This is a genomic window from Streptomyces sp. NBC_01288 (assembly GCF_035982055.1).
Classification (GTDB): domain Bacteria; phylum Actinomycetota; class Actinomycetes; order Streptomycetales; family Streptomycetaceae; genus Streptomyces.
On sequence record NZ_CP108427.1, the window covers coordinates 2,150,724 to 2,174,785 of the forward strand.

20 protein-coding genes are annotated in these 24,062 nt (G+C 69.0%); 14 read left to right on the plus strand and 6 right to left on the minus strand.

Annotation, left to right across the window (positions count from 1 at the left end; translation table 11 throughout):
- Window positions 1-2: 2 nt before the first annotated feature.
- Window positions 3-1,475, plus strand: coding sequence for a hypothetical protein (locus OG194_RS09445; protein ID WP_327400402.1), 1,473 nt, complete (start codon window positions 3-5; stop codon window positions 1,473-1,475).
- Between the two features lie 90 nt (window positions 1,476-1,565).
- Here the strand turns inward: OG194_RS09445 and OG194_RS09450 are convergent, their stop codons facing one another.
- From OG194_RS09450 to OG194_RS09460, 3 genes are all read right to left on the minus strand, one after another.
- Window positions 1,566-3,092, minus strand: a complete 1,527-nt coding sequence (locus OG194_RS09450) for a cellulose-binding domain-containing protein (protein ID WP_327400403.1) — start codon at window positions 3,090-3,092, stop codon at window positions 1,566-1,568.
- A 214-nt stretch (window positions 3,093-3,306) separates the two neighbouring features.
- Window positions 3,307-4,635: a radical SAM protein gene (locus OG194_RS09455; RefSeq protein WP_327400404.1), complete on the minus strand. Its 1,329-nt coding sequence runs from the start codon at window positions 4,633-4,635 to the stop codon at window positions 3,307-3,309.
- Between the two features lie 408 nt (window positions 4,636-5,043).
- Entirely contained in the window at window positions 5,044-5,721 is a 678-nt protein-coding gene (locus OG194_RS09460) for a pyridoxamine 5'-phosphate oxidase family protein (protein ID WP_327400405.1), read from the minus strand.
- 147 nt (window positions 5,722-5,868) lie between these two features.
- Between OG194_RS09460 and OG194_RS09465 the strand changes: the two genes are divergently transcribed.
- The 13 genes from OG194_RS09465 (at window position 5,869) to OG194_RS09525 (ending at window position 21,699) form a co-directional block, all read left to right on the plus strand.
- Window positions 5,869-7,113, plus strand: coding sequence for an FAD-binding protein (locus OG194_RS09465; protein WP_327400406.1), 1,245 nt, complete (start codon window positions 5,869-5,871; stop codon window positions 7,111-7,113).
- Between the two features lie 229 nt (window positions 7,114-7,342).
- Window positions 7,343-8,593 (plus strand): ROK family transcriptional regulator, encoded by a 1,251-nt coding sequence (locus OG194_RS09470; RefSeq protein ID WP_327400407.1) that lies wholly within the window; start codon window positions 7,343-7,345, stop codon window positions 8,591-8,593.
- An 11-nt stretch (window positions 8,594-8,604) separates the two neighbouring features.
- On the plus strand, window positions 8,605-10,458 hold the full coding sequence (locus tag OG194_RS09475; RefSeq protein ID WP_327407026.1) for a glycoside hydrolase: 1,854 nt from the start codon (window positions 8,605-8,607) through the stop codon (window positions 10,456-10,458).
- Between the two features lie 225 nt (window positions 10,459-10,683).
- Window positions 10,684-11,949, plus strand: coding sequence for an ABC transporter substrate-binding protein (locus tag OG194_RS09480; protein WP_327400408.1), 1,266 nt, complete (start codon window positions 10,684-10,686; stop codon window positions 11,947-11,949).
- Window positions 11,950-11,969: 20 nt separating this feature from the next.
- The gene (locus OG194_RS09485) at window positions 11,970-12,938 is read left to right on the plus strand and encodes a carbohydrate ABC transporter permease (RefSeq protein ID WP_327400409.1); all 969 of its coding nucleotides are present in this window, start codon (window positions 11,970-11,972) and stop codon (window positions 12,936-12,938) included.
- A complete protein-coding gene (locus tag OG194_RS09490) occupies window positions 12,935-13,801 on the plus strand; it encodes a carbohydrate ABC transporter permease (RefSeq protein ID WP_327400410.1) in 867 nt (288 codons plus the stop codon). Before OG194_RS09485 ends, OG194_RS09490 begins: the two co-directional genes overlap by 4 nt.
- Before the next feature lie 27 nt (window positions 13,802-13,828).
- The gene (locus tag OG194_RS09495; protein ID WP_327400411.1) at window positions 13,829-16,711 is read left to right on the plus strand and encodes a glycoside hydrolase family 2 TIM barrel-domain containing protein; all 2,883 of its coding nucleotides are present in this window, start codon (window positions 13,829-13,831) and stop codon (window positions 16,709-16,711) included.
- Window positions 16,708-17,880 (plus strand): MFS transporter, encoded by a 1,173-nt coding sequence (locus tag OG194_RS09500; protein WP_327400412.1) that lies wholly within the window; start codon window positions 16,708-16,710, stop codon window positions 17,878-17,880. Before OG194_RS09495 ends, OG194_RS09500 begins: the two co-directional genes overlap by 4 nt.
- Before the next feature lie 34 nt (window positions 17,881-17,914).
- Window positions 17,915-18,925 (plus strand): ABC transporter ATP-binding protein, encoded by a 1,011-nt coding sequence (locus OG194_RS09505; RefSeq protein ID WP_327400413.1) that lies wholly within the window; start codon window positions 17,915-17,917, stop codon window positions 18,923-18,925.
- 1 nt (window position 18,926) lies between these two features.
- On the plus strand, window positions 18,927-19,730 hold the full coding sequence (locus OG194_RS09510) for an ABC transporter permease (protein WP_327400414.1): 804 nt from the start codon (window positions 18,927-18,929) through the stop codon (window positions 19,728-19,730).
- A complete protein-coding gene (locus OG194_RS09515) occupies window positions 19,730-20,536 on the plus strand; it encodes an ABC transporter permease (protein WP_327400415.1) in 807 nt (268 codons plus the stop codon). Before OG194_RS09510 ends, OG194_RS09515 begins: the two co-directional genes overlap by 1 nt.
- Before the next feature lie 96 nt (window positions 20,537-20,632).
- Window positions 20,633-21,202 carry a SigE family RNA polymerase sigma factor gene (locus OG194_RS09520; RefSeq protein ID WP_327400416.1) on the plus strand — a complete coding sequence of 190 codons (570 nt, stop codon included), beginning with the start codon at window positions 20,633-20,635 and terminating at the stop codon, window positions 21,200-21,202.
- Window positions 21,199-21,699 (plus strand): hypothetical protein, encoded by a 501-nt coding sequence (locus OG194_RS09525; RefSeq protein ID WP_327400417.1) that lies wholly within the window; start codon window positions 21,199-21,201, stop codon window positions 21,697-21,699. The genes OG194_RS09520 and OG194_RS09525 overlap by 4 nt, the downstream gene beginning before the upstream one ends.
- 110 nt (window positions 21,700-21,809) lie before the next feature.
- Here the strand turns inward: OG194_RS09525 and OG194_RS09530 are convergent, their stop codons facing one another.
- Genes OG194_RS09530 through OG194_RS09540 form a run of 3 tightly spaced genes read right to left on the minus strand, consistent with a single transcriptional unit; the run spans window position 21,810 to window position 24,059 of the window.
- Window positions 21,810-22,157, minus strand: coding sequence for a hypothetical protein (locus OG194_RS09530; RefSeq protein ID WP_327400418.1), 348 nt, complete (start codon window positions 22,155-22,157; stop codon window positions 21,810-21,812).
- Between the two features lie 13 nt (window positions 22,158-22,170).
- Window positions 22,171-23,433 (minus strand): MFS transporter, encoded by a 1,263-nt coding sequence (locus OG194_RS09535; RefSeq protein WP_327400419.1) that lies wholly within the window; start codon window positions 23,431-23,433, stop codon window positions 22,171-22,173.
- The gene (locus OG194_RS09540) at window positions 23,430-24,059 is read right to left on the minus strand and encodes an ArsR/SmtB family transcription factor (RefSeq protein WP_327400420.1); all 630 of its coding nucleotides are present in this window, start codon (window positions 24,057-24,059) and stop codon (window positions 23,430-23,432) included. Before OG194_RS09540 ends, OG194_RS09535 begins: the two co-directional genes overlap by 4 nt.
- Window positions 24,060-24,062: the final 3 nt, after the last annotated feature.

Here is a 24,062-nt window from a genome sequence, read left to right on the forward strand (position 1 = left end):
CGGTGCAGCGCAGCGTGGACGGGGATCTCCCGGTCCAGCGGGCGGACCGGCCCGGACCGTCGACCACGCCTCCGGCCCGGACCACGACTCCGCCCCCGGCCTCGCCCTCACCCCCGATCGCGGCCTCGCCCCCGGCCATCGCCCGGCTCGCGCGGCTGCTCGTCGGCGGTGAAGCGGACATCCGGAACAAGGACGTACGGGCGGTCATCCACCGGCGGGTGCGCGGTGGTCCGAGCTTCACGGACCAGGAGCTCGAAGCGATCAAGGCCGTGGAGTCCGAGGACCCCAAGTGGCTGAAGACCGTGGGGATTTGCACCACGACGGAAGCCGATGCCTATATCAAGGCGGGCGATTTCCGCAACTGGCTCCAGCAGCCCGAGGGCAAGCGTCTCCTCGTGGCCACCCTGCGCTGGCACCAGAACGTCGAGGAGCGCGGCCAGGGGAAGGCGCCGGACAAGCCCGGCCGTTCCGACTACCAGCTCGGCCGCCACATGGCCATGCACGCCGAGGGGACCCCGCAGTCCGAGAGGGACCAGCTCACCGGGGAACGGAACGACCAGATCTTCGAGACCTTCGTGAAGACCATGCTCCCGCCCGGTATCAGCGACGACGTGCGGGACGCCGGCAAGCACCGGGAGCGGGTCGAGCGCGGCACCGAGGTACTGACCAAGATCTTCCTGATCCTGAAGCAGGGGTTGAAGGTCTTCAACCCGGAGACCGGCATGCACGAGGACTTCAAGGACGACGTCGCCCACGCACTGGCCTATGGCGGACGCGTCAACATCCGTATCCCTCAACTGGCCGACGGCCAGCACGGATACGAGCTGCCCCAGTGGCTCCACATCACCAAGGAGAACCGGAAGCCCTGGGAGCTCAGGTCGGCGCCCGAGAAGCCGGTGTACCGGCGCGGGTTCGGCACACATCACCTGGAGATCGGCGACAACCAGGCGGACGGAACGCGCGGCGGCTTCGTCGAGAAGGGCGAGATCGGGGCCACCGTGCAGAACTGGTTCGATCCCCACAGCCACCTCTACGGCCTTCCCGTGGCCACCCGAGGCATGGGCAACACCGACTACCACGGCGACACCATCCTCCCGAACGAGTCGTACGGGCACATGTTCATGGGGTACAAGCCCCCGACCTACAAGCGCGACGGGGGACTTCAGGTCGGTCTGGAGACCGCCGGGCCCGGCGGCAGGACCCCCGACGGCTACCAGCACGGCATCACGAGCAGCGAGAAGAACAACAACCCCGTGAGCCAGGTCGGCGGGCACAAGGACGACAAGATCGGCGCCAATGCCCCGCTCAGGGCGAGCCAACGCCACGTCGACCTCAAGGAGTTCGGCGACTGGCTGCAACGGCTGAAGGACCTGGAGAAGGACTGGAAGGCCGAGCTGGCCAAGGCCAAGACGGATCAGGAACGCGCCGCGCTGTACCGGGACTTGATCGGCAAGCGCGGCAACACCGGTTCGTGAGCGGGTAGTTCGTCGGCTGTGGTCGTCACCCGCCCGGAGAACGTGCCGGAGCGGGTGACAGCCCACCCGGAAGGACGGGGACGGACCGGCCTACTCGCAGGCCGCGCCGTTGAGCGTGAAGCCGTACGGCGCCGTGTTCTTGCTGTTGTCCCATGTCCCGAGGAAGCCGAAGGTGAAGCTGCCGTCCGCTGCGACGTTCTTGTTGTAGTCGGCGGCGGTGGCGGTGACCCGGGAGCCGTCCTGGGCGACGCTGGCGTCCCACATCTGGGTGACCTGCTGGCCGTCGCGGTAGGACCAGGCGACGCGCCAGGTGTCGAGGGCCTTGGTGGTGGTGACGGTGACGGCGGCCTGGAAGCCGTCGGGCCACTGGTTGACGAGGTCGTACGTGACGTCGCAGCTCGCCGGCGTGGTCGTACCCGATCCCGATCCCGACCCTGATCCGGAACCTGAACCCGAGCCCGAACTCCTGGTCGGGTCCGGCGAGTTGCCCGCCGTGGCCGAGGCGGTGCCCTGGGGTTCCGTGTCGGGGTTCTTGTCCCCGGAGTCGGTCGCCGTGCCGCTCGCCGTGGGCCGGGTGGACGGCGAGGCCGTGCCCGACGGGTGGGCGCCGATCGACGACAGAGTGGGGGCGGGATCCCCCACCGGCTGGCTGTCGGCGTCGTCGCTGGCCGCGTTGTCGTGCCCGGAGCCGCCCATCGGCATCATCGACACCCCGAGCGCCACCAGCGACAGCAGGACGGCCGCGGCGAGCAGGCTGTTGCGTACGAGGCGCGCCTTGCTCGCGCCCTCCTTCGGTTCCCCGGCCTCCAGTTCGGCCACGGGGCGCCCCGCGCCCAGCCGTACCTCGGCGGCCCGGCGGCGGCGCTCCAGATAGGCGAGCCCGCCCCAGCCGATCACCCCGCCCGCGAGGGCGGCAGGCAGTCCGCCGCCCGCGAGGCGCAGACAGGCGGCGGCCTCCGCGCACTGCACGCAGGTGGCGAGGTGCCGGGAGAGGTCCTCGGGGGTGTCGGCGGCCGGTGAACGGGTCACCGCGTCCAGCAGCCGGGCGTAGCTGCGGCACTCCGCGTCCATCGGTGTGTCGAGGTGGTTGCGGTGGCAGCGGTCCCTGAACAGGCCCCGCACCTGGGCGAGTTCACTGGAGACGACCGCCGGGTCGAGACTGAGCCGGCGGGCCACGACGGTCAGCGGCAGCGCTTCCACCTCGGCCAGCCACAGCAGCGCCGCGTCCGACTCTTGTAGATCCCGCAGACCGCGCAGCGCGATCGGGCGCTGCAACGGCATGCCGTGATAGCGCGCCGCCTTCTCCGAGTTGAGCCACAGCCGCAGGTCAGGGTCGAGCCGGTGCCCCCGCCCGGCGAGTTCCCAGGTGGCCGCCGTGGTCCGTACGGCGGTCAGCAGCAGCGGTATCACCGGCAGCACCCGGCGGGCCGGGCCGCGCATCGGACCGGACCCGGCGGAGCGGGCCTCCTGGATGCCGAGTGCGAAGGCCTCACTGGCCAGTTCGGTGGCCGAGGCGGCTCCGGACGTGCACAGGTCGGCGTAGGACAGCACGGCGTCCCAGCTCTCGGTGAACAGCGCTGCCTCAGCGGCGTCCTGAGGAGTCGGCAGGTCGGGCATGGGTCTCCTGCATCCACGAATGACGGCCAACTAGCTCTGACAGTAAGCAAGTTGGAGGGGGGCTGCCTCGTGACAGGGCCAGAGCCTTTCACGCATCCCACACAACTGACAAGCCACGTATTCAATTACGGTGACTGTCAGTCGCCTCTGTGCAGTTGTACGTGTCCGAACCTCTCCCGGCTCACCAGTCGCAGGAGTTGGCCACACCGTTACCTTACAAAGGCGCGGGCTCCTCGGCGTGCTCGGCGGGGAGACTGTCCATGAAGGAGCTGACGGAGAAGACCGCGCGGCCGGGGCCCGGTTCGCCGTATCCGGGCGGGGACTTGAGGCCGAAGTCCTCCATCGTCGCGCGGTAGGCCTCCAGCAGCCGGATGTGGTACTCCAGCGGAGCGCCCTGCGGATTGGCCTTGCCCAGCGGGGTGGTGGGCTCCGGGCACCAGGTGGTGAAACGGGGCGTGATGCCCTGCGACATGAAGAAGCGCAGGCCCTCGGTCGTCGACGCGATCGCCTCGTCGACGGTCTTGAAGCCGAACGGCTCCGCCATCTCCACGCCGGCAACGAAGTTGGGGATCACATTGCGCGCGCCGAAGATCTCCGCCGAGTCGAGAATCCGCTTGTGCCACTCGGCGCGGCCGACGTAGCGCTCCTTGCCCGGGCAGTGCAGCTTGAACAGATACTCGTCCCACACCTCGTAGTTGGGGTGGTAGATCTGCACGCCGTAGTCCTTGAACCGCTGCACGTCGTCCTTCGGCAGCGCCTGCGCCACGACCTTGCCGATCCAGCGGCCCGGGAAGCGCTCCTCGATGGCCTTGGCGTAGTGGCCGTAGAAGTCGGCCTCGTCGCGCCCGGCGACGGTCTTGGTGATCGCGCCGCCGGTGAGGGTGTAGGCGGTGGACACCTTCGCGGTGTCGTACCGGTCGATGATCTCCAGCGCTTCGAGGACCTCTTCCACGTCCTTGACGCCCGTGTACGGCCGCCCGGCGGCCTTGTGCTGGCGCCAGTTGTGGTTGATGTCGCAGTACTGGCACTCCTCCTTGGCGCCGAAGTACTGGCAGACGCGGAAGACGGTCAGGTAGATCAGGTAGCCCCACTGGATGGTCGGGGCGACCTCCATGACGGACTTCCCGTTGGCGAGCTTGTGCCGGTAGTACTCGGGCATCGGCGGCACACCGACGTCCGCGATCCGCTTCCCGTCGAGGTACAGCCCGAGGACACCGTCGTCGTCGGAGGCCACGCGGTACGGCGAGGTCGGATTCACGCGCACGGAGACGACGGTCCGTCGCAGGTCGTACGGGCCACCCGTAAGGATGATCTCCTCCGGCGGGCGGCGGAGCGCGGCCTCGCCCAGCTCGGGCAGGGTCCCGTGGTCGAAGGAGAAGATGAAGTACGACTTCGGCTTCACCTCACCGCCCTCGTTGTCGCTGAGCGCGGACGGGTCGAAGGCGACTCCCCCGCGCAGCAGGTCCTCCTTGAAGACGGCCTCCCGCGGCACATGCGGAAAGCGCTCCATCAGATCCTCGACCAGCGCGGTGCGGCTGCCCATCCCGTATCTCCTCCCGGCTCAGGCGCCCTGCTCAGGCGTACGACTCCTCACGGTATGCCTCCGGCGGTCGGGCGGGGGGAGCGGGGGGTCGGTGTGGTGCGGTTCGGGTGGGTTTGGCTGGGCGGACGGGGCGGGGGTGGGGGCTCGGGTTGTTTGCGGGGTGCGGGTGCGTTGGGGCTGGGTGCGCAGTTCCCCGCGCCCCTGAGGGGATGGGGGTGGGCGGGGTTGGGGCAGGTCGGGGCGGGTCGGTCGGGCCGAGGCGAGGCGGGCCGGCGGGCGGGAGGGCCGGTCACATCGGGGCGGGCCAGGCCGGGCCGGCAATGCGTCCCTGGCGGCATCGCCTCGCAGCGGCGCGGGAGCACCACAGGCCCGGGCACGACACAGGCACAGGCAGAGATCCTTGCCGGGTCAGGCCTGCTCTGTTCCCTCGCGGTGTGCGATGTGGTCTGGTACCGGGATGCCCGGTGGCAGCGCGGGGTCCGGGACGGGCGCGCCCCAAGTCGAGGTCAGTGGCAGGGTGCCCGCCCATACGGCCAGGTCCGCGTCCGGGCCGTCGCCGTCGTCGGGGGCGCCGGTACGGATCTTGACCGAGGCCTCCTCCAAGGAGAGGGCGAGGAGGGTGGTGGCCGCGAGTTCCTTGCGGTTGGGCTGCCTCGCGTACGACCACTGGCCGGGCGTCGCATGTTCGGTGAGGCGGCGCAGGCCGGCCAGTTTCTCCTCCGGGTCGGTGACCTTGCGGGGCACCCCGTGGATCATCGCGCTGCGGTAGTTCACCCCGTGCTCGAACACCGACCGGGCCAGCACCAGCCCGTCGACATGGGTGACGGTGACGCACACGGGGGCTCCGCCCGCGAGGCTACGACTCGCGACGGACCCGTGGAAGTACAGCTCCCGCCCGTACCTCCCGTACACCGTGGGGACTACGACCGGCCGTCCCTCGATCACGACCCCCAGGTGGCAGACGAAACCGGCGTCGAGGATCTCGTCCAGGTCGGCCCGGTCGAGACTGCCCTGTTCGGCGAGGCGGCGGTGTCGGGTGAGGTCGGTGACGGGGAGCGGGTCGGGGGCGGGGCCGGGAGAGGTCATATCGCCGGAGGCTACCGATATCGCAGTAATATGGCTACACATTCGCCCATCAGGTCTGCTTCATCGCCACATATCAACGAAATCCGTATCAGCCGTCCAGAGGTGAGAAGGTCGGGGAAAACGCGTACACCCGGAGGGACGGCAGGGATGACGGAGACGGTCACCAACTGGGCCGGCAACATCACCTACGCGGCGAAGGAACTCCACCGCCCGCGCACACTCGACGCCCTCAGGACCCTCGTGGCCGAGAGCGCGCGGGTAAGGGTGCTGGGCAGCGGCCACTCCTTCAACGAGATCGCCGAGCCGGGCCCCGACGGGACCCTGCTGTCGATCGCCGCCCTGCCGCCCGAGTTCGACGTGGACACGACGGCCCGGACGGTACGGGTGTCGGGCGGCGTCCGGTACGCGGAGCTGGCCCGCCGGGTGGACGGGCACGGGCTCGCGCTGCCCAACATGGCGTCCCTGCCGCACATCTCGGTGGCCGGTTCGGTGGCCACCGGCACACATGGTTCGGGCGTCCGCAACGGCTCGCTCGCGTCGGCCGTCCGCGAGGTCGAGATCGTGACAGCGGACGGTTCCACGGTCACGATCGCCCGCGGCGACGGCCGCTTCGACGGTGCCGTGACCTCCCTCGGCGCACTCGGTGTGGTCACCTCACTCACCCTCGACCTGGAGCCGGCCTTCGAGGTCGAGCAGGACGTCTTCACGGAACTGCCGCTCGCCGGGCTGGACTTCGAGACGGTGGCGGCCTCGGCGTACAGCGTGAGTCTGTTCACCGACTGGCGGAAGCCGCGCTTCGGACAGGTGTGGCTGAAGCGGCGCACCGACCAGCCGGCGGTCGAGTTCCCGTGGGGTGCGCCCGCGACCGAGGCGCTGCACCCGGTGCCGGGGATGCCCGCGGTCAACACCACCGAGCAGCTCGGGGTGGCGGGGCCGTGGCACGAGCGACTGCCGCACTTCCGGGCCGAGTTCACGCCGAGCAGCGGGGCGGAGCTCCAGTCGGAGTACCTGTTGCCGCGGTCGGCCGCACTCGACGCGCTGTACGCGGTCGACGGCATCCGCGAGACGGTCGCCGGTGTACTGCAGATCTGCGAGGTGCGGACGGTCGCCGCCGACGCGCAGTGGCTGAGCCCCTCGTACGGGCGGGACACGGTCGCCCTGCACTTCACCTGGATCAAGGACACGGAGACGGTGCTGCCCGTGGTGCGACGACTGGAGGAGGCACTGGACGCCTTCGACGCGCGGCCGCACTGGGGCAAGGTGTTCACCACTCCGGCGGAGGTGCTGCGCGGGCGCTATCCGCGGCTCGGTGACTTCGCGGCGCTGGCGCGGGACCTCGACCCGGAGGGCAGGTTCGCCAACTCCTTCGTCCGGGACGTCCTCGGCGACTGACCGCGCGGCCGACTGGGCGGCGACTTTGTATGGCCCCTTTCCTAACCCCTTGTCGAACGTCGCCCGCTGCCCATAGCCTTGCGCCGCGCCGGTGCCGTCGTGCCTCGGCATGACGCAAGGGGGAAGGGATGGCGACCGCTCCGGCGCTGCGCCTTCCCGGGGGACAACCCCCGGACCCCCGGCAGGAAAAGCACTCGTACACCCGGTGCTTGCCGGCGAGGGGAGCTCGATGAAGCGGCGTGGCACGTCACGCGACATCCGTACCGCGAACCGTTACGAGGTGCTGCGCCAGATCATCGCCGAATCGCCCACCTCCCGGCAGGAGTTGGCCGCCGCCACCGGGCTGAGCCTGGCCACGGTGGCCACGCTCGTCGGTGAGCTGCTCGACCTCCGGATGATCACCGAGGTCGGTTTCGAGGACTCGGCGGGGGGCCGCCCGCGCGGTCTCGTGGCGGTCAACGCGTCGGGGGGCGCGCTGATCGGCGTCGACATCGCGGAGACGTACGTCCATGTCGAACTCTTCGACCTGGGACTGAACGTGCTGGCCCGCGCCGACGAGGACATGCGCCCCGGCGAGAGTCTGCCCGAGCAGGTGGTCAGCCATGTGGCCGCCGCCGTCGGCTCGGTGGTCGCGCAGGCCGGCATCGAGGGCGCGCGGGTGCTGGGCGTCGGGGTGAGCGTGCCGGGGCAGGTGGACCGCGACACCGGCATCTCGGAGTACGCGCCCAACTGGGACTGGCACGACGTGCCGTTGCTCGACCTGCTCTCCGAAGTCATCGCCTACCCGCTGTACTTGGACAATCCGCTGCGCGCCTGCGCGGTCGCCGAGATGTGGTTCGGGGCGGCGCGCGGACACGGGGACGCGGTGGTGGTCAACCTCGGGACCGGCGTCGGCGCGGGGCTCGCGCTCGGCGGGGCGCTGTACCGGGGGGTGAGCAACAGCGCCGGCGAGTGGGGCCATACGACGCTCGTGCTGGACGGGCGGTTGTGCCGCTGCGGCAACCACGGTTGCGTCGAGGCATACGTCGGCGCGCCCGGAATCATGCTGAACCTACGGGAGTTGAGCCCGCGCAGCCCGCTGCTGCACCCCGAGGACCAGACGGCCACCATCGACGCCCTGGCCCGCGCCGTGGACGCGGACGACCCCGTGGCTTTCAAGGTCGTGCGGGAGACGGCCCGTTACATCGGCGCGGGCATCGCCAACCTGGTCAACATCCTCAACCCCGAAGTCGTCGTGCTCAGCAGCTGGGTCGCCCGCAGGCTCGGCGAACCCCTGCTGCACGAGGTGCGCGAGGCCGTCCAACGGCACGCGCTCAGGCGGCCGTTCGCCGCCACCCAGATCGTCCTCTCCCCCATCCTCACCGACCCGGCGTGCCTGGGCGCGGCGACGTTCGCGCTGGAAGGGGCACTTCAGTCGGCCGGGCAGAGGGCAGGCAAGCGCACCAACGCAACAAGGAGCCGTACCGCACCACCTTCATGACGACGGAAGGGATGCACGTGACTCACCCCCACCCCAGGAGAACGATCCTCGCGACAGCGGCAGCCGCGCTGGCTGTCACCGGGGCCCTGCTCTCCGCGCCGCCCGCGAACGCCGACGGCGCCGCACCGGCCGAAGTCTCCCCCCACGCGGCCCAGACCATCGACAACATCGGCGCGTCCGGCGCCTGGTGGGTCAACGACATACAGAACTTCACGCCCGCGGTCCAGGCCCGGGTGGCCCACCTCCTGTTCTCTTCCAAGGGGTTGGACCTCTCCTCGTACCGCTACAACATCGGCGGTGGCGGCACCGCGGTCACCACCCCGGCCCGTGCCGCCCAGGATTTCCTCAACGCCGACGGCACGTACGACTGGAGCAAGGACAAGGGCGGGCAGACGTTCCTCAGGTACGCCGCGAAGTACGGCGTCCAGGACCTGATCGGCTTCGTCAACAGCGCGCCCGCACAGTGGACGACCAACGGGCAGAGCTGCGGCGGCCAGTTGAAGCCGGAGAACGAGAGCGACTACGCGAAGTACATCGCCGACGTCACCGCCCACTTCGCCAAGCAGGGCGCGAAATTCGACTACATCAGTCCCTTCAACGAGCCCAACAACGACTTCGGCGACTGCGGCCAGGAGGGCATGCAGGTCACGGTCGACCAACGCGACGACATCGTGCGGGCGTTGGGCGCAGAGCAGCAGGCCAGGCACCAGAAGACATCGATCATCGCCGACGAGTCGAGCAGCACGGTCAGCTTCTCCACCGAGGTCCCGCAGTGGATCTCGCAGCCGGACACCGCGCGGTACGTGTCGAAGCTCGCGCACCACACGTACAACAACCCGAACGACGGCCAGTTGGGCAATGTCTATGAGACCGCGAAGACGGTCGGCAAGCCCTCCTGGGCCACCGAGATCTGCTGCTTCGGCAAGGGCGGCACGGGCTGGAGCCAGGAGTACGACCCGACGATCGACAACGCCCTGCTCACGTCCCGGATCATCTACAAGGACTTCGCGACCTCGCACGACTCGGCGTTCCAGTGGTGGGTGGCCCTCGCCAGCGGCTACGGCACGGACCCGGCCGCGCGCAACGACGTGGGCTGGAACGACGGGCTGATCTACTACGACCCCGACTACGCGACGAACGGCAACCAGACCCTGTACTTCACCAAGCGGTACTACGCGCTCGGCCAGTACAGCAAGTTCGTGACCCCGGGTTCCGTCGCGCACAACGTGACGGGTGCGCCGAGCGGTGTCGAGGTCAGCTCGTACGACCGGGACGGCAAGTGGGTCGTCGTGGTCAACAACCAGAACACGACGGACACTTCGCTGAATCTGCACTTCAACAGCAAGGTGCCGGTACGGGCGACGCAGGCGGTCCGCACCTCGGCCACGGAGAACTGGGCGAAGGTCGCGAAGCCGGAGGTGAGCGGCTCCACGGTGTCCACGAGCCTCGCGGCCCGCTCGATCACGACGTACGTCTTCGACCAGAAGGACCGTAAGGGACACGGGAGTTCGGCCGTGACCGGCGCCCTCCAGGGCAAGCAGTCCGGCAAGTGCCTGACGGCGGACACCTCGGGAGCCGCGCTCGGCACCTGCACGGGCGGGGTCGAGCAGGCGTGGTCGTACGACGCGAAGGGTGACCTGAAAACCGCCAACGGGTATCTGACAGTGGGGAGTTCGGGGCTGACGACCGCCGCCGACTTCACGGGTGATCCCGGCCAGCGATGGCTGCTGAACGGCAACGGACAGATCCTCAGCGAGGCGTCCGGGAAGTGCCTCGACGTGAGCGGGCAGGCGACCGCGGACGGCAGCAAGGTGATCCTCTACAGCTGCAACGGTGGGGCCAACGAGGCCTGGTCAAAGGTGTAATGGCCACCTGAGTACGGGGTGCGGGTCGCCTTCACGGCGGCCCGCGCCTTCGTCACGTCCGGTATCCCGAACGCTACACAACGCTTCGAACAGACTTCGTCCAACCCCTTGCCGAAGGCTTAGGCGAAGGTTAACGTCCCGCTCCGCACCTCGATTTGAGCCACCGGCCACCACTCAGTCGTGGAGCCGTGGAGCCGCAGCCGCGCGAGAGACAAGGACGTCACCATGTCGGCAATGAGCAACAGCAACTGGTCCCGCCGATCGATATTCAGGGCGGCCGCGGGGATGGCCGCGGCGGGCACGCTGGCCGCGTGCGGGGGTAACAACGGGCGGGGCGGGGGGTCTGGTTCGGGCACGAACCTCGTCCAGTACTTCCACGCCTACGGCGAAGCCGGGACCGAGCAGGCCATCAAGCGGTACGCCAAGGCGTACTCCAAGGCCGACGTGACCACGAACTGGATCACCGGCAGCAACTTCGAGGCCAAGCTCTTCTCGTCCCTGCTCACCAAGCAGGCGCCCGACGTCTTCGAGTTCCACCCGCAGTTGCAGCTGGTCAAGAGCGGTCAGGTGGCCGACCTGAGCGACATCATCGATCCGGTGAAGGACGACTTCAACCCGGCCGACATCAAGTCGCACACCGTGGACGGCAAGGTCTACGGGATCCGGATGATCGACGACCCGCAGTTCTTCTACTACCGAAAGTCGATGCTGGAGAAGGCCAAGGTCGAAGTCCCCACCACGCTCGACGAGTTGCTGGAGGCCGCCGCCAAGCTCACCACCAGCAAGGTCAAGGGCGCCTATCTCGGCAACGACTTCACCGCGGTCCAGAACCCGATCATCTGGTCGGCCGGCGCCGACACGCTCGACGCCAACAACCAGATCGCCTACCACACGGACGGGGTCGTCGAAGGCCTCAAGAAGCTCCGCCAGTTGTTCACCAGCGGCCATGTGCTGCTCGACGCCCCGACCGACTTCTGGGACCCGTCCTCGCTCAACCAGGGACTGTGCGCCATCCAGTGGGGCGGCATGTGGTCCATGCCCGCGATGCAGAAGGCCCTCGGCGACGACCTGGGCGTCTTCCCCTTCCCGAGCATCGGCGGCAGCGGCAAGCAGTCGGTGTACAACGGCGGTTGGTCGATGTTCGTCAACGCCAAGAGCGAGAACCTCGAAGCGGCCAAGGCCTACGTCAAGTGGCTGTGGATCGACCAGAAGAAGTACCAGGAGGACTGGGCGCTGTCCTACGGCTTCCACATCCCGCCGCGCTCCTCGATCGCCGCCGAGGCCACCAAGCTCAAGTCCGGCCTCCCCGCCGAGGGCGTCAAGCTCTTCACCGACTACGGCCACTTCGACAACATCGGCTTCGACCAGACCATGCTCACCGCGTTCGGCGACGTGATCGCCAACTCCGTGCGCAAGAACGGCAATCCGGAGGCCGCGCTCGACGCCTGCGACAAAAAGGTCAGCGTCGAGCTCAAGAAGCTGTTCGGATAGACCGGCGGACGGAACCCGAGATGTCGACCACCACCACGCGCGGGGTCGCGCAGCCCGCCTCGGCCAAGGCCTCCCAGGCCCGGCCGCGGCGGGGCCTGCGGTCCAACGCCACCCTGAACTTCTGGCTCTTCACCGGCCCGTTCCTCATCGGCCTGGTGATCTTCGTCTTCGTCCCCATCGGATGGAGCATCTGGCTCAGCTTCTTCGACGCCCGCTACACCGTCACGCCGAGCCATTTCATCGGCTTCGACAACTACAAGCAGATCCTGACCAACAGCAACTTCCCTGAATCGCTGCTGACGTTCACGGTGTTCGCCGCGTTCATCGTGCCGACCACGTGGGCGCTGTCGCTGGGGCTGGCCCTGCTGGTGAACCAACTGCGGTTCATGCGGGCGTTCTTCCGGTCGGTGTTCTTCCTGCCGACCGCCGTCTCGTACGTCGCCGCCGCGCTGATCTGGAAGATGTCCATCTTCAGCGGCGTCCGCTTCGGCCTGATGAACACCGTCCTCGGCTGGTTCGGTGTCGACAACATCGCCTATCTGGCGAACCCCAGCCCGCCCTGGTATTGGCTGGTCATCGTGAGCCTGCGCCTGTGGATCCAGGCCGGCTTCTACATGATCCTGTTCCTCGCGGCGCTCCAGAACATCCCGGCCGAGCTGTACGAGGCCGCCGCCATCGACGGCGCCAAGCGAGGCTGGCAGACCTTCCGGTACATCACGCTGCCTCAACTCCGCGCCACCTCGACCGCGGTGATCCTGCTGCTGCTCATCGCCGCCTACCAGGCCTTCGACGAGTTCTTCAACATCATCGGAACCAAGGCGACTTGGGCCCAGACCCCGCTCATGGAGCTGTACAAGACGGCGCTCGGCACCAGCCAGGACTACGGCGCCGGCAGCGCGGGCGCGGTCATCCTGTCCCTGCTGATCTGCATCGTCACCCTCGCCCAGGGCAAGATCATGGGCTTCGGAAGGGGGGAGGAGGTCAAGTGACCACCACCGCACCGCAGTTGGGCAAGAAGCGCAAGAAGCGCGGCGGCATCCTCGGCAACACCGGCCTGTATCTCGCCGTCGGCGTCGCCGCCCTGCTCTTCCTGCTCCCCTTCTACCTGATCGTCCGCAACGCCCTCTCCACGGACCCGGAGATCACCGGCGAGAACTGGAAGCTGCTCCCCTCCTTCCAGTGGGGCAACATCTCCGAGCTGTTCGACGACCCAACCGTCCAGTTCGGCCGCTCCCTGTGGAACTCCACGGTCGTCGCCGTCCTGATGACCGTGGGCACGCTCCTGGTCTGCTCGCTGGCCGGCTACGGTCTGGCCCGCATCCCCTACAAGCACTCCAACAAGGTCTTCTACGCCGTCCTGGCGACCCTGATGGTCCCCACAGCCGTGACCTTCGTGCCGAGTTTCGTGCTCGTCTCGTCGCTCGGCTGGGTCGACACCTACCGGGGTCTCATCATCCCGGGCCTCTTCAGTGGTTTCACGTGCTTCCTCTTCCGGCAGTACTTCCTGGGGTTCCCCAAGGAGTTGGAGGAGGCGGCACGCGTGGACGGGCTCGGCTACTGGGGCGCGTACTGGCGGATCGTCGTGCCCAACTCGCTGAACTTCTTCGCGGCGATCGCCACGATCACGTTCATCAGCGGCTGGAACGCGTTCCTCTGGCCGCTGGTCATCGGCCAGGACCCGGACTCGTGGACCGTCCAGATCGCCCTGTCGTCGTTCATGACGAACCAGACCGTCAACTTCCATCTCATCTTCATGGCCACCGCAGTTTCCATCCTCCCCCTGATCTTCGTGTTCCTCTTCCTCCAGCGCTGGCTGGTCCAGGGCATCGCGCAGACCGGCATCAAGGGCTGACACCCGCATCTCACGACCTGGAGACCGATGACTTCCAGCACCGCCGCCGACTACATCGAGGACGTCTCCCCGGGCAGCGGAGCCCTCCCACCCCGCGCCCGGTACGCGTCCTCGGACGCGGAGTCACTGTCACTGAACGGCAGTTGGCGTCTGCGTGTGTCGGCGACGGCCGACGCCGAGGACGACTCGTTCGCCGGGGAGGGCTACGACGCCAGGGGCTGGGCCGAGGTCACGGTCCCCGGCCACTGGGTCCTGCAAGGGCACGGCTCCCCCATCTACACCAACCACCTCTACCCCTTCCCGGTCGACCCGCCCCGCGTCCCGACCGAGAACCCGACCGGTGACCACCTCCGCACCTTCGACCTGCCGTCCGAGTGGCCCTCGGACGGCGGGGCCGTGCTGCGTTTCGACGGCGTGGAGTCCTGCGCCCGGGTCTGGCTGAACGGCACGGACATCGGCGAGTTCAAGGGGTCGAGGCTGCCGCACGAGTTCGCGGTCGGGCACCTGTTGAAGCCCTCCGGCAATGTGCTCGCCGTCCGCGTCCACCAGTGGTCCGCGGGCTCGTACCTGGAGGACCAGGACCAGTGGTGGCTGCCCGGCATCTTCCGTGACGTCACCCTGCTGCACCGGCCGCCGGGCAGCGCCCTCGACTTCTTCGTCCACGCCTCCTACGACCACCTCGGCGGCGACGGCACCCTGCGCGTCGACTCCGACGTCGACGGCCGCGTCACCGTGCCCGCCCTGGACATCGATGTCGCGACGGGCGAATCGGTCACCGTGCCGGTGCGGGCGTGGACGGCCGAAACCCCGTACCTGTACGACGGGTTGCTCACCACCGAGGGCGAACGCATCCCCCTCCGCATCGGCTTCCGGACCGTCGAACTCTCCGACGGCCTGATCAAGGTCAACGGAAAGGCGATCCTCTTCAAGGGCGTCAACCGCCACGAATGGCACCCGGAGAAGGGCCGCGCCCTCGACCTGGAGACCATGCGCGAGGATGTGCTGCTGATGAAGCGGCACAACATCAACGCCGTCCGCACCTCGCACTACCCACCGCACCCCGACTTCCTCGACCTGTGCGACGAGTACGGCCTCTGGGTCATCGACGAGTGCGACCTCGAAACCCACGGTTTCACCGAACAGGCCTGGCGCGACAACCCCGTTGACGACGACCGCTGGACCCCGGCCCTCCTCGACCGCGCGGCCCGCATGGTGGAGCGCGACAAGAACCACCCCTCGATCGTCGTCTGGTCCCTCGGCAACGAAGCCGGCACCGGTCGCGGTCTCACCGCCATGTCCGAATGGATCCGCGCCCGCGACTCGTCCCGCCTCGTGCACTACGAGGGCGACATCAACTGCCGTGACACGGACGTCTATTCACGGATGTACGCCGACCACGCCGAGGTCGAGCGCATCGGCCGGAGCTTGGACGGCGGTACCCACAAGCGCCGTCAACTCCCCTTCATCCTCTGCGAGTACGCCCACGCCATGGGCAACGGCCCCGGCGGACTCGCCGACTACCAGCGCCTCTTCGAGTCGTACGACCGGCTCCAGGGCGCCTTCGTCTGGGAGTGGATCGACCACGGCATCAAGGACGAGCGGTTCGGCTTCGCGTACGGCGGTGACTTCGGCGAGGAGCTGCACGACGGGAACTTCGTCTGCGACGGCCTGATCTTCCCGGACCGCACGCCATCCCCCGGCCTGATCGAGTACAAGAAGGTGATCGAGCCGGTCCGGATCACGGGAGACGGCGCGGACGGCACCGTACGCATCACCAACGCCCACGACTTCGCCGACCTGTCCACCCTCGCCTTCGCCTGGGCGTACCAAGTGGACGGCGAGGCAGTCGAGTCGGGCACCCTCACCGTGCCCTCGCTCGCACCCGGCGAGTCGGCCGACGTCAAGCTGCCCGCGCCACCCGTGGAGTCCAACGGCGCCGAGTCCCAGTGGACCGTACGGGCGTCGCTCGCGGCCGACACCGCATGGGGTCCCGCCGGACATGTCATCGGCTGGGGCCAGTTCCCCGTCGCGGCACGCCCATTGCCGTCCGTCTCCGCTGTCGCCGGGCCGGTGCTCGACGATCGGCGGATCACCCTCGGCCCCGCCACCTTCGACGCACGCACAGGTGAGTTGAAGACGGTCGGTGCCGTCGACGTCACCGGTCTCCGCCTCGACGTATGGCGGGCGCCCACCGACAACGACGACGGCGCGTCCTGGCAGACGGACGTCCGCTTCGGCCTGCTCTGGCGGAAGTTCGGGTTGCACCGCATGCGACACCGTCTGGACGGCGTGGAGTTGAGCGAGGACGCGCTGACCGTGCGCACCCGGGTGGCGCCCGCCGCCTGGGAGATCGGCCTCGCCACGGTGTACCGCTGGACCTCGGACGGTTCACGGCTGCGGCTGACGGTGTCCGTGGGACCCGAGGGCAACTGGACAGTCCCGCTACCGAGGTTGGGCATCCGCTTCGGCCTCGACGCGAGCACGGACCGGGTGCGGTGGTTCGGCGGCGGTCCCGGCGAGGGCTACCCGGACACCAAGTCGGCCTCGCTGCTCGCCCGTTGGGAGTCCACGGTCGACGGCCTCCAGACCCCTTACCTCCGTCCGCAGGAGAACGGCGCCCGCCCCGACGTCCGTTGGGCCGAGCTGGGCGGGCTGCGCATCGACGGCGACCCGGAGTTCTGGTTGACCGCCCGCCGCTGGACCACGGAACAACTGGACGCGGCCACCCACCGCACCGACCTGACGCCTGGCGAGACGGTCTGGGTGAACCTCGACCACGGCCAGCACGGCATCGGCTCGCAGTCCTGCGGCCCGGGCCCGCTCCCGCGGTACTTCCTGAACGCCCGACCCACCGAGTTCTCCTTCGTGTTCTCGGAAACCGTCCACTCGGAAACCCCGGAGACCAGTTGACTGGCACGGTCACGAAATCGTCCGCGGCCGACCGGCTCTTCACCCGGTCGGCCGCGGTCGCGTCCTGCGTCGGATTCATCCTCATCGGCATGCTCCAGGCGCTCTACGGCCCGGCGATCCCGGGCCTGCGCCACGAGTTCGGTCTGTCCCCCTCGGCCGCCGCTCTCGGTCTGAGCCTGCACTTCGCGGGTGGGGTCGCCGGTGTCCTCGCCTTCAACGCGATCCACTCCCGGATCAGCAACAGGGCGCTGCTGGCCTGGGGTTACGGCCTGATGGCGGCGGGCGCGGCCGGATTCGCACTCGCGCCCAACTGGCCCCTCGCGCTCGCCGCCGCCTTCCTCGCCGGCCTCGGCTTCGGCGGGATCGACTACGGCCTGAACCAGCTCTTCGCCGTGGGCTTCGGCGGCCGTTCCACCGCCATGCTGAACGTACTCAACGCGCACTTCGGCATCGGCGCGGTGCTCGGCCCGGCGATCGTTGCCTGGCTCGGTCCGGACGGCTACCCGTACGCGTTCGGCGCGTGCGCGGTGCTGGCGGCGGTGCTGGTGTTCGCCGGCTCAAGTGGCGTACGTACACGTGTATCTGACGCTCAACCAGCGACAGGTCCCAGCAGATCTCTGGGCCTGTCCCGCGTCCTCGTCGGCTTCCTGGTCCTCTACATCCTCAACGTGGGCGTCGAGGCGGGTGTCGGCGGCTGGGAGCCCACGCATCTGGAGACGGTCGGATACACCGCGACCGTGGCCGCGTCGGCGACCTCCGTCTACTGGCTGATGATGACGGCGGGCCGCTTCCTCGTCGTACCGATCACGATGCGCCACGCCCCCGAGCGGATCCTCGCGGTGTGCGCGGCCGGGATGACGGTGTGTCTGCTGCTGACGCTGGTTAAAGGAGTGGCACCGGTGGCGTATGCCGGTGTTGGCTTGTTCATCGCTCCGGTCTTTCCGACGGGCCTTGCCTGGCTCAACTCGGCGCTCCCCCAGGCCAGGCGCGCGGGGGCGTGGGTGATCGCGGCCTCGAACGTCGGCGGAGTGGCGGCTCCGCCGTTGCTCGGCGTCGGGATCGAGGCCTCCGGGATCCACGCGGTGCCTTGGCTGTTGACCGTGTTGTCGGGTGCGTCGCTGCTGGCGACGCTCCGGCTGATCCGACTGACGAGGAGGTCCGCGTCATGAACGCACTGTTCCGGCTCACCCGAAGGCTGATCCAGTGAGCGCGAGCAGCATCGAGGTGCGCGGTCTGTCCCGCACCTTCCACACGACCGTCCGGCGGCCGGGTCTCGTCGGCGGTCTGCGCTCCCTCGTCAACCCGGAGCGCGTGCCCAAGCACGCCGTCTCCGACGTGACCTTCGACGTCGCCCCGGGCGAACTCCTCGCCCTGCTCGGCCCGAACGGCGCCGGCAAGTCCACCACCATCAAGATCCTCACGGGCATCCTCAGGCCCACCTCCGGCGAGGCCCGGGTCGCGGGCGTGGTGCCGTACGAGGAGCGGGAGCGCAACGCCCGCAACATCGGGGCGGTGTTCGGGCAGCGGACCCAGTTGTGGTGGGACCTGCCGGTGCGCGAGTCGTTCGCGATCCTGCGAGACATCTACGAGGTGCCGAAGGCCCAACACGCCGCGCGGCTGCGGGAGTTCGACGACATCCTCGAACTGTCCGCCTTCTGGGACACCCGGGTCCGGCATCTCTCCCTGGGCCAGCGGGTGCGCTGCGACCTGGCCGCCGCCCTGCTGCACGACCCGCCGGTCGTCTTCCTCGACGAGCCGACCATCGGCATGGACGTGGTCGTGAAGGAGCAGGTGCGGGAGTTCCTGCGGCACCAGGTGGAGGAGCGCGGCCGTACGGTCCTGCTGACCACGCACGACATGACCGAGGTCGCCCGGCTCGCCGAGCGGGTCGTCCTCATCAACCACGGCCGGCTGGTGCTGGACGGCACCCTCGACGAGATCCGCCGCAAATTCGGCTCGACCTGGCAGATACGCGCGACGCTCGCCGACGCGCACGCCGAGGTCGTGGCGCTGCCGGGCATCGCGCTCGTACGACGGGACGGACCGCAGGTGGTGTTCGGGCCGGACGGAACCGAGGGGCCGACCGTCCACCAGGCGCTTAAGCAGGTCATCGAGCGGTACGAGGTGACCGACGTCGCCATGGACGAGGCCGAGTTGGAGGACGTGATGCGGGCCGCCTACGTCCAGGCCGGGCCGCCGGCCGAGGAGGCCTGACATGGCCGCCCTGCACGCCTGGCGCGCCGCCCGCGTCACCCCGCTCGGCGAACTGCTCGCCCCGCCCCGCATCACGGCCGCCCTGCTCCGCCTCACCGTGCAGGTGGTCCTGGTGGCGTCCCTGTGGCGCGGCCTGTACGCGCACACCGGTGCCACCGCCGGACTCACCCGCGACCAGGCGGTGACGTACGCCGTCCTGGCCGTACTCGCCTCCCGGCTGCGGGAGTTGGACCAGTACGCGGGCCGGGACACGGTCCTGCAACACATGCACTTCGGCACGATCATCTACTGGTATCTGCGCCCGCTGCCACCCCAGCGCTACTACGCGCTGCGGGCGTTCGGCGAGCAGATGTACGGGCTGGCCTGGGCACTGACGGGCTACGTCGTCTGCCTCGCGGCCGGGGTCGTGGACCCGCCCAAGTCGGCAGCGGCGGCAGGGGTGTTCGCATTGAGCATGCTGCTCGGCCAGCTGGTCCTCTACTACGTCATGCTCGTCATCGACCAACTCTGCTTCTGGACGCTCCGCAACGGGGCCGCGATGCTCATCCTGATCTTCGCGCAGAACCTGCTGTCCGGGGTGTACGCGCCGCTGTGGTTCTTCCCGGACTGGTTCATCACGATGAGCCGCTTCCTGCCGTTCCAGGCGACGCTCAGCGTGCCGCTCTCGATCTACGTGGGCCGTGTCCCGCTGTCCGACGCGGGCGCCCAACTCGCCCTGCAAGCAGTGTGGGTGGTGGCCCTGTCCCTGTTCACCCGGTTCCTGTGGCGGCGCGCCGCCCGTCGAGTCGTGGCCCAAGGAGGTTGATGCGTGTGAATGCCGTCCGGATCGTGTGGCGCATCACGCGCCTCAACTTCCGTGCCCAACTGGAATATCGCACCGAGTTCCTGCTGATGATCGCGATCGGCGCGATCTGGCAGGTGTCGGTGATCGTGTTCGCGACGGTACTGCTCACCCGGTTCGCCGGGATGGGCGGCTGGGACAGCTCGGACGTGCTGCTGATCCCGGCGACGCGGATGATGGCGCACGGCCTGATGGTGCTGTTCCTGGGCCGTATGCACGGCATCGGCCGGTACATCCAGGAGGGCCGTGTCGACATCTACCTGGTGCGGCCGATGCCGGTCCACCGCCAGGCCCAGTTGGAGTACTTCCCCACCAACGCGATCGGCGACCTGACGGTGGCGACCGGCCTGATGATCGGCGCGCTCGGCCGCAGCCACCTGGACTGGACGGCGGGCCGCTCCGCGTATCTGATCGCCGCGCTCATCGGCGGCATGCTCCTGGAGGCCGCCCTCTTCACGGCCGTAGCGAGCGCGTCTCTCCGCTTCCCGTCCGCGGACTACTGGAGCCGCTGGCTGGAGGACCTCCTCGGTACCTTCGGCAGCTACCCGCTCAACGTCCTGCCCCGGGCGGTCGGCGGCTTCCTCACCTACGCCCTTCCGCTCGCCTTCGTCGCCTACCTGCCGGCCGCCGTACTGACCGGCCACGGCCACGACACCGGCGTCCCGTACTGGCTCGCGGCGGCCTCACCGCTCGTGGGCGTGCTGGCGTACCTCGGGGCGCGGTTGCTGTGGCGATGGAGTCTGGGGCACTACACGGGTGTGAACGGGTGAGCGCGCCAAGGAAGTTGTGACCCAGGTCTCACAACGGCCGTGCAGCAGATCCGCCCGTTTCCCCGTCGAGGAGGGGTGACAGGAAGGGAGGAGCGTGTGGATCTGGCAGCCAAGTGGGCAACGGGCGCGGGGCGCGGCGAAGTCGGCACCGTGGAGGGTGACTTCCATGGATTCGTCGCCGCCCGGTCGGCCGCCCTCTTCCGGGGCGCACTCGTCCTGACGGGCAGTCGCGACGCGGCGGAGGATCTGGTCCAGGAGACCCTGGAGCGGGCCTGCCGCAAGTGGCGCACGATCAGCGCCAAGGACGCCCCGGACGCGTACGTACGGCGGATCATGGTCAACCTCGCCAACGACCGTTGGCGGCGGTTCCGCCGTACGGCTCAGCACCCGGTGGACGGCGACCCGGTCGCGCCGGGCGACGAGTACGGACGGATCGACAGCCGGGACCAGTTGGTGCGTGCTCTTCAGCAACTGCCCATGCGGATGCGGACGGTGGTGGTGCTGCGGTACTTCCACGATCTGTCCGACGCCGAGATAGCGGCCGACCTGAAGATCTCGCAGAGCACCGTCCGCTCTCAACTCGCCCGGGGAATCGACCGGTTGAGAAGCCAGTTTCCCGCACTCTCCGCCCCTTCATCGCAGCAGCTCACGGAGGGAACCCGATGAGTTCGTACGACCCGCGGCCCTCCGGCTGCACACCTTTCGAAGAGGAACTGATCAACGCCATGAACGACTTCGCGCACTCCACCGACTCACCGGCCTTCGACACGACCGGCATGGTCCACCGCACCCGCCGCAGGCGCGCCACCCTCATCGCCGGTGTCGCCACGGCCCTGATCGTGGCGGGCGGCGGCACGGCCCTGGCCTCCATCAGCGGCAGTGGCTCACAGACGGCGGCGAGGACCACCGCCTCGACCGTCGACCACGAGAAGGCCACCTTCCTGTTGGGCGGGCTCTCGAAGACGCCCATCCCGGTCGACCTCACGGGCCAGGACCTGGCCACGGCCAAGCAGCAGTTCCTCAAGGCACAGCTCAAGATGGGCACGATCGTCAAGACGCAGAGCCCCGGCTGCAAGCCGGCCTCGGTCGTCGAGCTCACTCCCCACAGCCCGAAGATCGTAGTCAAGGGCGACACGGTCGACGTGAAGCTCTGCGCGGGCTGATCGACCCCGTCACCGGATGAGAACCCGGTCCTGAGCGTGCGCGCGCGAGCCGCCCAGGACCGGCCGGACCGCCGACGACCGGTACGGCGCGACGCCCTTGGCTATCAGCCTTACTTCAGGTCTTCACCGGCGAAGGCCGCAATGTCACCAAGGGCGTCCTCCGCCACGCCACCCAGTGCGGGGTCGTCGACCAGCTCTTCAAGCCGCCGGACAACATCGGCACCTATAGCTCTGTGGATTCTCCCCACGTGTCCCATACAGGTCACGGCCAGAGTTCTGATCTGCGGATCGGCGTCAGGAGACAGGCAGTTGAGGAGGACGGCCTCGACCCGCTCGCGGTCCGGATCGTCGAATGTCATCGCCAGCAGCGCTCTGGTGGACACCCCGGTGTCCGGGCTCCCGAGGTCGGCCATCAGAGCCGCCCGCCACCTCTCCAGCTCCGGTGCTTCTGGATCCATCACGGAACCTCAATCACTCCTGCCTTGATTCGACCGGCGCATGCCCCAACTCCCGTATCCCCGGTATCGGCGAGGCCAGCAACCACAGTGCCGACATCGCGCCCCCGACCGCCGCGACCGTAAGGGTCGCCCTCAGGCCCGCCAGTGTGGCCAACTCGCCCCCGATCAGCGCCCCCAGCGGACGCACCCCGTAGTTGACCGTGCTGTACGCGCCCGCCACGCGGCTGCGGAGGCCGTCGGGGACCACCGATGTCTGGAGGGAGTTGAGGTTGACGTCGAAGAGCATCACGCCGAAGGCGGAGAGGAACTCGGCTGCGCCCAGGGTACCGAGGCGGGTCCAGGTCGGGCCGGTGGCCGCCGCGATGAGGGCGAAGGGGGCCGGGAACAGGACAGCCCCTACGACGATGCTGCGGCCGATGCCGATGCGGCGGGCGATCGCGGGGGACGCCACCGCGCCGAGGAGGCCGCCCGTCGCGCCCACGCCGAACGCCAACCCGATGGCGCCGGGCGACAGTTGGAGGACCCGGTTGGCGAACAGCACCAGCAACCCCGTGCCCGCCAGGAACGTGAAGAAGTTGACGGTCGTGGCGCAGAGAAGGCCCGCGCGCATCACGGGCTCGCGGATCACGAAGGTCAGGCCCTCTCGCGCACGCCGTAGCAGCGAGGGGCCGGACGACGCCGCGGGAACTGGCGGCTCGTCAACTCTCGTACGTCCGACCAGGATTGCCGACGCCACGAACGACAGCGCGTCCGCGATCACCGCGACCGGTGCCGTCAGCGCCTGGACCAGGACGCCGCCGACCGCGGGTCCCGCGATGAAGGACACCGATCTGCTCGCGCTGAGCTTGCTGTTCGCGTCGACGTAGGACTCCGGCGGTACGAGGTGGGCGAAGAAGGACGAGTTCGCCGTGTTGAAGACGACCGCCGCCACGCCGGTCAGCACCGCCACCGTGTACAGCTGGCCCAGCGTCACCGTGTCGAGGGCGTAGGCGATCGGGAGCGACAACAGTACGGCGGCCCGGATCACGTCCGCGAGCAGCATGAGCCGGCGTTTGGTGGGGTGATGGTCCACCCAGGCGCCCAGGAACAGGCCCAGGAGGTTCGGTGTCCAGACCAGCGCGGTCAGCAGGGCGACCTGGTTCGCGGAGGCGTGCAGCGCGCCAACCGCCATGAGCGGTAAGGCCAGTTCGGAGATCCGGTCGCCGAACTGGGAGACGGACTGGCCGCACCAGAATCGTACGAAGCGGCGGTCACGCCACAGCGATCCCCCCTTCACTCCGGTAGGTCCGTCTTCTGCTCGCTGCCCTCGCTCGTGGGACCTGGCGATTCCGGCAACGTGTACATCAGCAGGCGGACACCCCGGCCGTCCGGTGGTCGCCGGTCCGGTTCGCGGACGACGTACGGCGCGATCAGTTCCTCGAACGCGTCCTGCAACCCAGCCAGTTCGTCCGCCGTCACCACGATCCGCGTGTTGTTCGCACGGGCGATCCTGGTCCACTCCGGTTCCAGTTCGGGCGCCGTGTCCATCAGCCAGCGCAGGGGCAGTTCGGCGTTGCGCGCGAACATCTCGCCGGTCAGCACCCGCGCCGCCGACCGGCCCTCCTCGTCCGCCGGATCCTCCGGCATCTCGAACCGGAAGCCCCGTGCCACCGCCGCCCACCGCCGCTCCCGCCGGTCCGTCCCGCCCTCCGCGTCGCGGACCAGGCCGAAGCCGGCGAGATGGCGCAGATGCCAGCTGGTGACGGACGGGGTGGCGCCCACGTGCGGGGAGAGGCGGGAGGCGGTGGCGGGGCCGTGGCGCTGGAGGCGTTCGAGGATCGCGAGCCGCACGGGGTGTGCCAGCGCGCGCATGGCCTTCGGGTCGGATATCTCTAGGTCGCCGAAACGGTTGCCGGAATCCATGGT